13 protein-coding genes are annotated in these 11,863 nt (G+C 32.0%); 9 read left to right on the forward strand and 4 right to left on the reverse strand.

What is annotated here, in order from left to right:
* Positions 1-97: 97 nt before the first annotated feature.
* Positions 98-1,711 carry a SulP family inorganic anion transporter gene (locus tag QZ260_RS11140; RefSeq protein WP_295986183.1) on the reverse strand — a complete coding sequence of 538 codons (1,614 nt, stop codon included), beginning with the start codon at positions 1,709-1,711 and terminating at the stop codon, positions 98-100.
* 562 nt (positions 1,712-2,273) lie between these two features.
* Between QZ260_RS11140 and QZ260_RS11145 the strand changes: the two genes are divergently transcribed.
* Positions 2,274-4,010, forward strand: a complete 1,737-nt coding sequence (locus tag QZ260_RS11145; protein WP_295986185.1) for a M14 family metallopeptidase — start codon at positions 2,274-2,276, stop codon at positions 4,008-4,010.
* A gap of 1 nt (position 4,011) precedes the next feature.
* On the opposite strand, the gene QZ260_RS11150 is transcribed toward QZ260_RS11145, so the two are convergent.
* Positions 4,012-4,593, reverse strand: coding sequence for an NUDIX hydrolase (locus QZ260_RS11150; protein WP_295986187.1), 582 nt, complete (start codon positions 4,591-4,593; stop codon positions 4,012-4,014).
* Positions 4,594-4,726: 133 nt separating this feature from the next.
* On the opposite strand from QZ260_RS11150, the gene pyrE reads away from it, so the two are divergent.
* A complete protein-coding gene (gene pyrE, locus QZ260_RS11155) occupies positions 4,727-5,371 on the forward strand; it encodes an orotate phosphoribosyltransferase (protein WP_295986190.1) in 645 nt (214 codons plus the stop codon).
* A 78-nt stretch (positions 5,372-5,449) separates the two neighbouring features.
* Complete coding sequence (locus QZ260_RS11160; RefSeq protein WP_295986193.1) at positions 5,450-5,845, forward strand: SRPBCC family protein; 396 nt, start codon at positions 5,450-5,452, stop codon at positions 5,843-5,845.
* Here the strand turns inward: QZ260_RS11160 and QZ260_RS11165 are convergent.
* Positions 5,842-6,573 (reverse strand): biotin--[acetyl-CoA-carboxylase] ligase, encoded by a 732-nt coding sequence (locus QZ260_RS11165; protein WP_295986194.1) that lies wholly within the window; start codon positions 6,571-6,573, stop codon positions 5,842-5,844. The genes QZ260_RS11160 and QZ260_RS11165 overlap by 4 nt on opposite strands.
* A gap of 94 nt (positions 6,574-6,667) precedes the next feature.
* Between QZ260_RS11165 and rsfS the strand changes: the two genes are divergently transcribed.
* From rsfS to QZ260_RS11195, 6 genes are all read left to right on the forward strand, one after another.
* Complete coding sequence (gene rsfS, locus QZ260_RS11170; protein ID WP_295986196.1) at positions 6,668-7,039, forward strand: ribosome silencing factor; 372 nt, start codon at positions 6,668-6,670, stop codon at positions 7,037-7,039.
* Between the two features lie 9 nt (positions 7,040-7,048).
* Positions 7,049-9,013, forward strand: coding sequence for an ATP-dependent zinc metalloprotease FtsH (gene ftsH / locus QZ260_RS11175; RefSeq protein ID WP_295986198.1), 1,965 nt, complete (start codon positions 7,049-7,051; stop codon positions 9,011-9,013).
* 121 nt (positions 9,014-9,134) lie between these two features.
* A complete protein-coding gene (locus QZ260_RS11180) occupies positions 9,135-9,743 on the forward strand; it encodes an LUD domain-containing protein (RefSeq protein ID WP_295986200.1) in 609 nt (202 codons plus the stop codon).
* A 1-nt stretch (position 9,744) separates the two neighbouring features.
* On the forward strand, positions 9,745-10,566 hold the full coding sequence (locus tag QZ260_RS11185; RefSeq protein WP_295986203.1) for a phosphatidate cytidylyltransferase: 822 nt from the start codon (positions 9,745-9,747) through the stop codon (positions 10,564-10,566).
* Positions 10,556-11,212 (forward strand): phosphatidylserine decarboxylase family protein, encoded by a 657-nt coding sequence (locus QZ260_RS11190; RefSeq protein ID WP_295986205.1) that lies wholly within the window; start codon positions 10,556-10,558, stop codon positions 11,210-11,212. The genes QZ260_RS11185 and QZ260_RS11190 overlap by 11 nt, the downstream gene beginning before the upstream one ends.
* Positions 11,205-11,471: an acyl-CoA-binding protein gene (locus tag QZ260_RS11195; RefSeq protein ID WP_295986207.1), complete on the forward strand. Its 267-nt coding sequence runs from the start codon at positions 11,205-11,207 to the stop codon at positions 11,469-11,471. The genes QZ260_RS11190 and QZ260_RS11195 overlap by 8 nt, the downstream gene beginning before the upstream one ends.
* A gap of 130 nt (positions 11,472-11,601) precedes the next feature.
* Here the strand turns inward: QZ260_RS11195 and QZ260_RS11200 are convergent.
* Positions 11,602-11,863, reverse strand: a 262-nt coding sequence (locus QZ260_RS11200; RefSeq protein ID WP_295986209.1) for a hypothetical protein, incomplete at its 5' end; no start/stop codon positions are given.

Consider the following 11,863-nt stretch of genomic DNA (forward strand, 5'->3'; position numbering starts at 1 on the left):
CTCTTATCAGAAAGTTTAATGAGATACTGAAATAAGTCCAGCACAAGAAAGATACAGCGGAAAGCCGGACCCTTGTGGTAACGCCCAAAATATTGAATTAAAACTTATACTCTGAAAGCCCTTTGGTGAATGCCTCTGGGTTTTCGGCTAAGTGATAACGAGGATCGTCGATATCTTCTACTATAACTTCTCTGAATTTCGGATTTGATTTATATAGAAGTATTTTACAATCTTCGCTTAAGTGTTTAAGCTTAATTTTCTTGCCAGCTTCTTCATATTTACTTACCAAATTGGAAATAGCTTCTATAGCTGAATGATCGCTTATACGTGATTCTACAAAATCGACTTCAACATATTCTGGATCGTCTTTAATATCAAATTTCTCATTAAAGGCGATAATAGAACCGAAAAATAAAGGTCCCCAAATTTCATAAACTTTAGTACCATCTTCTCGTAAACGCTTGCGCGCACGAATACGTTTTGCATTTTCCCAAGAAAACACTAAGGCGCTAATAATTACACCTGCAATTACAGCGATAGCCAAATCGAAGATAACGGTTAACGCTGAAACCGCAATTAGAACAATAACGTCACTTAATGGGATTTTATTAAGAATCCTGAAACTACTCCAAGCAAACGTACCGATAACTACCATAAACATAACACCTACCAGAGCGGCTATAGGCACTTGCTCTATAAGTCCCGATGCAAAAAGAATAAATATTAATAGTAACACTGCAGCTACAATACCTGAGAGCCTGCCTCTACCTCCTCCTTTTATATTTATAAGTGATTGGCCTATCATGGCGCAACCTCCCATACCTCCAAAAAATCCGGTAACAATATTGGCACCTCCTTGCGCTAAACATTCCCTGTTTGCGTTCCCTCTAGTTTCGGTTAACTCGTCGACTAAATTTAGTGTCATTAAAGATTCAATTAATCCAATGGCTGCAAGAATTAAAGCATAAGGAAATATGAACTTCAGTGTTTGAAGATTAAAAGGAACTTTACTAAAAATATCTGCTTGAAATTGAGGTAATCCACCTTTTAAACCTTCTCCGCCTCCATCACGAATAAAAGTACCTACAGTAGCTACATCTAAATTTCCAAAAATCACAATTCCTGATACTACCAAAATAGCAATTAAAGCTTCGGGTAATTTTTTGGTAAGCTTAGGCAAACCAAACATGATCCCCATGGTAAGTCCAACTAAACCAAGCATAACCCATAGTTTATCACCTACAAACCAATCGCCATTAACATCTTTAAACATACCTAATTGTGATAAAAATATCACGATAGCTAATCCATTAACAAATCCCATCATTACTGGGTGCGGAATTAATCTAACAAATTTTCCTAATTTCAAAACACCAGCTAACATTTGTATAACCCCCATTAAAATAACGGTAGCAAATAAATAGTATAAACCTAATTGTTCGCTTGCCTCGCCCATAGCGTTTCCTTCTGCAACCAAACTTACCATAACGACTGCCAAAGCACCAGTTGCCCCACTAATCATACCTGGACGTCCACCAAAAACAGAGGTTATTAAACCAACCATAAATGCTGCATACAACCCAACTAAAGGATCTACACCGGCCACAAATGCGAATGCTACAGCTTCTGGAACTAATGCTAAAGAAACAGTTATTCCACTTAAAATATCATTTTTGGCATTAGCTGCACGCTTTCTAATAAATTCAGTCATAGTTGTTTTTTCAAAGCGCAAATTTACGCTTAATATGTTGTGGTGCAAGTTAGAAGTATTATAATTTGTCTATTAGAAAAACTATAACGTTTTAGGGTCTTATCTAGATAATTCTTTTTATAACTAGGTTACAATCAATTCTTTTTCTTGAAATAATTTAATATAGCAGTTACTCTTAACATTAATATTAATTAGAGTTTCTGCAAATAGTACTGCTACACTTGTTTGAGCAATTACTGCCATAAAATTTATTGTATCAAAATGTTCAATGTTTTTTTAAGCGCCAAACGAATAGCTATAAGAATCCATTTCATTTATTATCCATAAGAACACCTTAATTCAAAATAACTTCAGCTAAATAATTCTGAAGACTATTTATAATCTAAAATGATAGTATATTGTGACTCACAGTCTTGTTTTACGAGAGTATTAAAACAATACTTCAATCTAATTAATACTTTATACTAGCAGGCACAATTAAATCGAGTGATTTTTTAACACTTAGCTACTTAAAGGTATATTAATAAAGAAATTGTAGTTTTATAAAAATATCCAGGTATATATGAGAAAAGTATTAAGCATCCTTGTTTTAATTGTTTGCTGGAATCATTCAGCAGGTCAAACATCTAAAGATTTTGAAACTCATTTTGAAAAATCAAACGGTTTGGAAACCGCTACCTACCAGCAAACTATAAAATTTTATTATAATTTAGCTGAAGTTTATCCTGAAATTTCAATTAAAGCTATAGGTGAAACTGATTCTGGTGAGCCTTTACATCTTGTAACGTTGAATTTGGATGCTGTATTTGATTTTTCCAAAATTAAAGAACATGATAAACGAATTTTACTAATAAACAACGGCATTCATCCTGGAGAATCTGACGGTATTGATGCCACCATGATGCTTATTAGGGATATAGTTCAAGGTAAGATTGAAGCTCCTAAACAAACAGTTTTGGCAACTATCCCTATTTACAATATTGGCGGGAGCTTAAATAGAAACTCTACAACGCGAACCAATCAAAATGGACCAAAAGAATATGGATTTAGAGGTAATGCTAGAAATTATGATTTAAATAGAGACTTTATAAAATGTGATACTAAAAACACAAGAACTTTTGCTCGAATTTTTCATTTAGTAAAGCCTGATGTTTTTATAGACAATCATGTAAGCAATGGTGCCGATTATCAATACACGCTCACCCATGTATTCACACAACATAATAAAATGGGTAATGACTTAGGCGATTATATCCATACCGAAATGATGCCCACACTAAAACAAAAGCTTTTAGAAAAAAATTGGGATATTACGCCTTATGTAAACATTTTTAATCAAGTTCCAGAAGAAGGGTTTTCTCAATTTATGGATTACCCCAGATATTCAACAGGTTATGCAACTTTATTTAATTGCTTGGGTGTTATGGTAGAAACACACATGTTAAAACCTTACAAACAGCGTGTTGAGGGCACTTACGAACTCATGAAAAGTATGATTGATATTACTGAAGAACAAGGTGATAAAATATCTGAATTAAGAAACAGTGCTTTAGCTAATTTTCAATCTAAAAAAACGTATCCATTAGATTGGATCATAGACACCACAAAAACAACAACTTTAAATTTTAAAGGATTTGAAGGTCATTTCATTGAAAGTAAAATAACTGGTGCAAACCGCTTAAAATATGATAGAACGAAACCTTTTACAAAAAAAATTAGCTATCAAAATTATTTTAAACCAAGTTTAGAAGTTAAAATACCCGATGCATACATAATCCCTCAAGGTTGGCACAATGTAATAGATTTATTAAAACTGAATGCTGTTAAAATGCATGTTTTAGAGCGAGATTCTACAATAACCGTTGAAAGCTATAAAATTGAAGATTATAAGACCAGAGAAATGCCTTTCGAAGGTCATTATTTGCATTACAAGGTAACTGTTTCTAAAAACAATCAGAATATTACTTTTAAAAAAGGCGATGTTATCATTAAAACCGCTCAACCATCTTTTAGATATATTATAGAAACTTTAGAACCACAAGCACCAGATTCGTTTTTTAATTGGAATTTTTTCGATACTATTTTACAACAAAAGGAATGGGTTTCACCGTATGTTTGGGAAGATTTAGCTTTAAAAATACTTGATAAAAACCCTAAATTAAAAGTTGAATTTGAAGAGAAAAAGAAAAACGAAAAAGACTTTACAGATCAATGGTATGCTCAATTAGATTGGATACACAAACAAAGTAAGTATTATGAAAAAGCTCATTTACAATACCCTATTTATAGGCTAAATTAGTTTACACCAATAACTTAATATTAGCATAAGAATTTTCAAGTGCCTTTTCAGTTTCTTTTTTATTTAACCAAGCTACTTTTGTTATGCCTTCATTTTGTTGAGGATGTAAATTACCGGAGTAACTGGTTTTCATTTCAAACCAATACGTGATTTTTATTTTGTACCGTCCGTTACGTTTAAATATATGATATGTAGTATCTAATAGTTTTTTAATTTCTAAGCCTTTAACACCAGTCTCTTCCTCCACTTCTCGTATTGAAGTCTCCTCAATAGTTTCTTTCCGCTCCGCTTTTCCTTTAGGTAAATCCCATTTATCATTTCTATAAATAAATAGTATTTCACCGTTGTCATTAAAAACTTTACCTCCACCAGCAATAACGTTTGGGAGTTTCTTCAAAAACTTTTTTAAAACTTTATCAGGATTTTTATGAATTAGGCGGACCTCACTTAAAGATGTATTATTAAGACGTCTTATAACTTTTGCCATATTTACTGTGCTTAGTAAATAATTCTTAAAGTTAGTTTCTTTCTCAACTACTGAAGTTAAAATTATTGGCTTATCACCAACAAAAACTTTATACATGGTTCGTTATAATTAACAATTTCAATGTCGTAAAAATATCATTTTTACTAACACCTTATACAATGTTGAAAAAAATATTTTTATTAGTCACCAACCTTCAATATAGAATTAAATTTATGTGTAATTTTGCTACATGATTTTTAACAAAGACACCGCCAAAAAAACCGCTGAAGTTTTATTACAAATTAATGCTATAAAACTTAAACCTAACGACCCTTTTACTTGGGCTTCTGGATGGAAATCACCTATATATTGTGATAATCGAATCATACTATCATTTCCGCCCATTCGTAATTACATTCGTGAAACTATGGGAAAATATATTGAAAAGCAATATGGAAAACCCGATGTTATTGCTGGTGTTGCTACAGGTGCAATTGGTATTGGAATGTTAGTGGCTGAATATTTAGGCTTACCTTTTATATATGTGAGACCAGACGCCAAAGGACATGGACGAAAAAACCAAATTGAAGGCTTTGTGGAAAGTGGACAAAACGTGGTGGTAGTTGAAGATTTAATAAGCACAGGAAAAAGTAGTTTAAACGCTGTTAGAGCCTTAAAAGAAGCTGGAATTAATGTAAAAGGTATGGTTGCCATTTTTACGTATGGTTTTGATATAGCTACAAAAAATTTCGAAAAAGAAAACATTTATTTAAACACCTTGAGCAACTATGAAAATTTGCTTGAACAGGCCTTAGAAACAAACTATATTTCTGAAAAAGAATTAAAAACCTTATCGGAGTGGAATACCAATCCTAGTGAATGGAACGCTAATTAATATATAAATTACGTTAATTAGATGTAAAGTCTTTCAGAATCAAAACTTAACGACTTTATAAAAACAAATTACAAAAAAATGAATTTAGAATCCCCAACAATTAGTGTAAGTAAATCTCCAGAGGATGTATTTAATTTTTTAGCTGACATAAAGAACTTTAAATCTTTAATGCCTGAAAACATTAGTAAATTTGAAGTTTTAGACGAAGACAAATTTCTTTTCGCATTAAAAGGTATGCCAGAAATTATTCTAAAAAAGAAAGAAGTTATTCCTCCAAACAAAATTGTGTTGGGTGCTGCTGGTGGAAAATTAGATTTTTCGCTGATTGCAAATATTACTGAAGTGAATGCTACGACTAGTGAGGTAAAATTAGATTTTACAGGGGATTTCAATCCTATGATGGCCATGATGATTAAAGGCCCAATCAGTAAATTTATTGAAACACTGGCCACAAGTATTCCTAAGTCCATCTAATACAAAAGAGTAATCTCTTTTAAATTGAATTCTTTTAAAATATTATCTTCTAATAACACTTGAAGATATCCTATATCGGAAACACTTTTTATAAAACCAGAAAACATGACGCCTTCAACATCTTTGAATGTTGAAGGTTTGTTTTTTCTAAATAGATGTGTTTCATATTCTTTTTTTAACTCGATATACTTTTTACCCTTCAGCAATAAAAAATAATCTTTCAAATTATTTATTATAGCAATAGTTAATTCATTTAAGTCATATTCCTTTCCGGAAATCGATTTTAATGAAGATGCTTGGGGTAAATTTTCGAAGGTAATTTGGTTCACATTGATACCAATACCAATAATAGATGCCTTAATAGCATTTTGTTTTATGACATTTTCAATCAAAACACCACATATTTTTTTATCTGCTGACAAAATGTCGTTTGGCCATTTTACACTTAATCGAGGTATTGAAAGAGCGTCTATAGTTTTTAAAAGTGATAAAGCCACTACCATACTTATATAAAAAGGTGCTTCAAACTGAAAGTCAGATAGTTCCTTGAAGACACTAAACGTGAGGTTTTTAGACGACTCTGAATTCCAAATAGTTCCCATTTGCCCTCTACCTTGTGTTTGATTTTCTGCAATTACAGCGGTGTAATCACTAACAGGTTCAGTTGTACATAGCTTTTTTAAATAGCTATTTGTAGAGTCGATGGCATTAAGTTTGATTATATGCATATACAAGTTATCAAAATACTCTGAAATCTTATGATTATTTTAAAGTATAAAGAACTAAAAAAATAATAACTTTGCATAAATTTAATTATAATAAATGGCGAAACAAAAAATAAGCGCAGACCAATTAATATCAGTAATAATCAGTGGGATTGAAGATGTTAAAGGTAAGGAAATAAACATTTTAGATCTAAGAGAAATTGAAAACACGGTTTGTGATTACTTTATTATTTGCGAAGGAACTTCAAATACGCAAGTAAACGCTATAGTCAATTCCATACAGAAAAAGGTAAGTAAAGAGCTTAAAGACAACCCCTGGCATACTGAAGGGGCAGATAATGCTGAATGGGTGTTAATTGATTACGTAGATGTTGTAGTACATGTGTTTCAAAAACATATTAGAGAATATTATGATATTGAGAGTCTTTGGGGCGATGCAAAAACAACAGTTATAGAAACAAGTTACTAAAAAAATCAAATGGCAAACGAAAAGAAAAGCATAAAAGATAAGAAGCCTAAATTTAGTCCGTATTGGATTTATGGTATATTAATAGCCCTTTTTTTAGGGTTTCAATTATTTAATGGCGGAACCTATCAAGATGCCAATAAAACGACTCCTTCTGACTTTTTTCAATATTTAGAATCAGGTGATGTAGAGCGAATTGATATCGTAAAAAATACACGGGTAGCAAAAATTTATTTAACAAAAGATGCTGAGGCAAAAGAGATTCATAAAAACTCGAAACCTCAAACATTTATCCCATCAGCTACAAAATTACCAAACTATAGATTTGAATTTGGTGATCTTCAAAATTTCGAAAATCAATTAAATGAAAACACAAAAGGTTTAGCTGTTAAGCCTATTATTACGTTCGACACAGAAACGAACGATTGGGGCAATTTACTAATGGGTATTCTACCTTTTATTCTTTTAATAGGAGTTTGGATATTTATTATGCGCCGTATGTCGGGAGGTGCTGGCGGAGGTGCTGGCGGACAAATTTTCAATATAGGAAAATCAAAAGCAAAACTTTTTGACCAGAATACTGAAGTAAAAACGAGTTTTAAAGATGTTGCAGGACTTGAAGGGGCAAAAGAAGAAGTTCAAGAAATTGTTGACTTCCTTAAGTTTCCAGAAAAGTACACAGCCCTTGGTGGTAAGATTCCAAAAGGCGCATTACTTGTAGGACCTCCTGGAACAGGTAAAACATTATTAGCAAAAGCCGTAGCTGGTGAAGCAAAAGTGCCATTCTTCTCATTATCAGGTTCTGATTTTGTTGAAATGTTTGTTGGTGTTGGAGCATCTCGAGTTAGAGACTTATTTAAGCAAGCTAAAGAAAAATCACCATCAATTATTTTTATTGATGAAATTGATGCTATTGGTCGTGCAAGAGGTAAAAACGCTATGTCTGGAAGTAATGATGAACGTGAAAATACGTTAAATCAGTTATTAACTGAAATGGATGGTTTTGGAACAAACACTAATGTTATTGTAATTGCAGCAACTAACAGAGCTGATATTTTAGATAAAGCTTTAATGCGTGCGGGACGTTTTGATCGGCAAATTTATGTCGATTTACCTGATGTTCGTGAACGTCAAGAAATTTTCGAAGTGCATTTAAGACCTCTTAAAAAAGCTAAAGATTTAGATTTAGATTTCTTATCAAAACAGACTCCAGGTTTCTCTGGTGCTGATATTGCTAACGTCTGTAATGAAGCTGCTTTAATAGCTGCTAGAAACGGTAAAAAAGCTGTTGATAAACAAGATTTTCTTGATGCCGTAGATCGAATTATTGGAGGTCTTGAGAAGAAAAATAAAATTATAACACCTAGTGAAAAACGTGCCGTTGCCTTTCATGAAGCGGGACATGCCGTGACAAGTTGGATGTTAGAATATGCTGCGCCATTAGTTAAAGTTACTATTGTACCTCGTGGACGTTCATTAGGTGCTGCATGGTATTTACCTGAAGAACGCTTAATTGTACAACCAGAGCAAATGCTCGATGAGATGTGTGCTGCTTTAGGTGGTCGTGCAGCTGAAAAAGTAATTTTTGATAAAATTTCAACTGGTGCTTTAAGTGATTTAGAAAAAGTTACTAAACAAGCTCGTGCCATGGTTACCATATACGGTTTAAGCGATAAGATTGGAAACCTTACCTACTATGATTCTTCAGGACAAAACGAATATGGATTTTCAAAACCATATAGTGAAAAAACTGCGGAATTAATTGATAAGGAAATTTCAGATATCATTGAAAAACAATATCAACGTGCTATTAAATTGTTAGAAGAAAATAAAGATAAGCTAACACAACTTGCAGAAGTATTGTTGGAGAAAGAGGTTATTTTTAAAGATAATCTTGAAAAAATATTTGGAAAGCGCCCTTTTGAAAAAGAGCAACCTGTAAACACAGAAGAAGATAAAAAAGACGAAGAGGAATAAGATAGAAAACATAAAATTTGTCTAGCTTTTAGTAAAAATCTTAAATTAATCGCAGGGTTAATTTAAGATTTTTTATATTTGATATACCTCATAAATATTTCAGTTAATAGCAACACATTAAATGAGTCTTTTTAGAAAAATTTTTGGTTCGAAATCTGAACGTTCTGGTGAAGAATTAAAATCTGATGACCGGGGTAAATATATGCCTGAGATAAAACTACCAATAGACGAAAGGTTTACCATAAACTTTAAGGCTAATGGCGGTAAATTTTTGTATTGTGAAAATTTAAATGAAATTTACAAAAATCTGGAACATATTCTAGAGGAAAATGGCTGGGAAGAAGAACAAGTATTATTACTTGATTCAGAATTAGAAGATCGGTTTAAAAATTCCCATTTACTGCCAACCAGAAAAATAAGTGAATCTACTTATTTTTTAACTACCTGTGAAAATTTGATTGCTAATGATGGATCATTACTGATTTCGTCAAAGCAAATCTACGAAAAAAGACTTCCTGAGCTCCCTTTTAACTTCATCGTCTTCGCTACAACTAGTCAAATTGTTGATACTATAGGTGAAGGCTTACGGGGTATAAAATCTAAAAATAGACAAAAAATCCCAACAAATATTACCACAATAAAGCATTTTAAATCTGGAGATGAAAAAGATTTTCTAAGTTATGGTAGCAGTGCAAAAAACCTATACCTATTACTTTTAGAAGACTTATAGCATGAGAGAAACGCTTGTACGATCACTTTCTGGTTTAATCTATGTCTCCTTATTACTTATTTGTATTCGTTTTGAACACGCCTTAATTGCTCTGTTTTTTATATTTGGACTAATTTGTATGGGTGAATTCAAAAAACTCATTCAGCTTAAGAGCCATATTCCTTATTTTATTTTTATTACACTGTATGCCGTTTTCGGGTATTGGCAAACCGTTTTAAATACGAATACAGGATTAAATGAAGCTACCCAAATCCTCATGGTGCTCTCTATTTTTGTAGTGCTTTTTTTAATTAAAGATTTGTTTTCAAGAAAAAGCATTCCTCTCTTTAGCACCAAACGATTTTTACTTACTACATTTTATTTATCAAGTGCGTTCGTGTTTTTAATTTTAATAACCAACTATAATGGAGACTATAATCCAAACATTTTATTAGGGGCATTTATATTAGTTTGGGTAAACGATTCATTTGCATATTTAGTTGGTAAAAATTTTGGTAAACAAAAACTTTTTGAAATTATTTCACCTAAAAAAACGGTAGAAGGATTTCTTGGCGGACTATTTTTTTCATGCATAGCAAGTTATTTTATTGCTATATTTACTGAGACTTTAGATTTCACAAATTGGCTAATTTTAAGTATTATAATTAGTGTATTTGGTACTTTAGGGGATTTAATTGAGTCTAAATTTAAAAGACAAGCAAACGTTAAAGATAGTGGTGTAATCATGCCCGGTCATGGCGGATTATTAGATAGATTAGATAGTATTATTTTTGCTGCACCATTTATATATTTATTTTTAAGAATTTTAAATTATGTTTCATAAAGAAGGTCATAAAATTATAGTCATCACATTTATTAGTGTTGTTGGATGTAGTTTATTAGTTAATAGTTTTATTGATATCAATTGGTTGAGAACAATCACAATGGTAACCTTATTAGTATTCCTAATTCTAATACTGCAATTTTTTAGAAATCCAAAACGACATACAGACCTCAACGAGAAACAAGTTATTTCTCCTGTAGACGGCAAGGTTGTCGTTATTGAAGAAGTATTTGAGAAAGAGTATTTTAAAGAAAAGCGTTTGCAAGTAAGTGTATTTATGTCTCCTTTAAATGTGCATGTAACGCGTTATCCAATTGGTGGTAAGGTTTTATATAGTAAATACCATCCAGGAAAATATCTAGTAGCATGGCACCCTAAAGCAAGTGAGGAAAATGAGCGCACTACTGTTGTGGTTGAAAATAAAACATATGGTAAAGTTTTACACAGACAAATTGCTGGTGCTTTAGCTAAACGTATTGTAAACTATGCAAAAGTTAATGATAAACCTACTCAAGGTGATGAATCTGGATTTATAAAATTTGGATCTAGAGTGGACTTGTACTTGCCTTTAGACACCAAAATTAAAGTCAAATTAAATCAAAAAGTTAGCGGTGGTGAAAGTGTAATTGCGGAAATTAATGAGTGATAACGAATTAAACACAGAATTTGAAGAAGCTGTTGCTAGAGTAAATGCTCATAGTGAACCATTTCCTGCTGACACCCTTTTAAAACTCTATGCTTACTACAAAAAAGCTACTAATAATTACGAAAGACCCAGTAGTAAAAAGCCCATAATTAATGCTTTTAAAACCAATGCCCTATTCCAGGCTAAAGATCTTTCAGAAAATCAAGCAAAACAAGCCTATATTGATCTAGTGACTAATTATTTTTTGTACCGAAAGTAATTCTTAAAATTTTCTAACTTCTGTTGAGCACTTGATTTACTAGAAATTTTCAACCCACCTCGTTTAGCGCTTTATAAAAAACATTAAATCGCCTTTTTATCAAATAACCATTAAAAGAATCATCAAAAAACTACCTCAAACTAGCTAAACTAGCCTTTAAAGTCTCCATTTTAGCCAAAGCATCTGCTTCTTTTTTCTTTTCGCTAGTAACTACTTGTTGTGGTGCTCCAGCAACAAAGCGCTCATTAGAAAGTTTCTTTTGTACCGATTTTAAAAAGCCTTGGGTATAGTTTAACTCTTCGGTTAGTTTTTTAATTTCAGCATCAACATCTATAGCTCCAACCATAGGAATAAAATACTCATTAGATTTCACTCTAAAGGTTAAAGCGCCT

The organism is uncultured Algibacter sp. (assembly GCF_905480415.1).
In the GTDB taxonomy this organism is placed as follows: Bacteria; Bacteroidota; Bacteroidia; order Flavobacteriales; family Flavobacteriaceae; genus Algibacter_B.

Bases quoted from the DNA above. Each gene is read 5' to 3' on its own strand.
- QZ260_RS11145 (WP_295986185.1), top strand. From the start codon at position 2,274: ATGAGAAAAGTATTAAGCATCCTTGTTTTAATTGTTTGCTGGAATCAT.
- QZ260_RS11160 (WP_295986193.1), top strand. From the start codon at position 5,450: ATGAATTTAGAATCCCCAACAATTAGTGTAAGTAAATCTCCAGAGGAT.
- QZ260_RS11150 (WP_295986187.1), bottom strand. From the start codon at position 4,593: ATGTATAAAGTTTTTGTTGGTGATAAGCCAATAATTTTAACTTCAGTA.
- QZ260_RS11185 (WP_295986203.1), top strand. From the start codon at position 9,745: ATGAGAGAAACGCTTGTACGATCACTTTCTGGTTTAATCTATGTCTCC.
- rsfS (WP_295986196.1), top strand. From the start codon at position 6,668: ATGGCGAAACAAAAAATAAGCGCAGACCAATTAATATCAGTAATAATC.
- pyrE (WP_295986190.1), top strand. From the start codon at position 4,727: ATGATTTTTAACAAAGACACCGCCAAAAAAACCGCTGAAGTTTTATTA.
- QZ260_RS11180 (WP_295986200.1), top strand. From the start codon at position 9,135: ATGAGTCTTTTTAGAAAAATTTTTGGTTCGAAATCTGAACGTTCTGGT.
- QZ260_RS11190 (WP_295986205.1), top strand. From the start codon at position 10,556: ATGTTTCATAAAGAAGGTCATAAAATTATAGTCATCACATTTATTAGT.
- ftsH (WP_295986198.1), top strand. From the start codon at position 7,049: ATGGCAAACGAAAAGAAAAGCATAAAAGATAAGAAGCCTAAATTTAGT.
- QZ260_RS11165 (WP_295986194.1), bottom strand. From the start codon at position 6,573: ATGCATATAATCAAACTTAATGCCATCGACTCTACAAATAGCTATTTA.
- QZ260_RS11140 (WP_295986183.1), bottom strand. From the start codon at position 1,711: ATGACTGAATTTATTAGAAAGCGTGCAGCTAATGCCAAAAATGATATT.
- QZ260_RS11195 (WP_295986207.1), top strand. From the start codon at position 11,205: ATGAGTGATAACGAATTAAACACAGAATTTGAAGAAGCTGTTGCTAGA.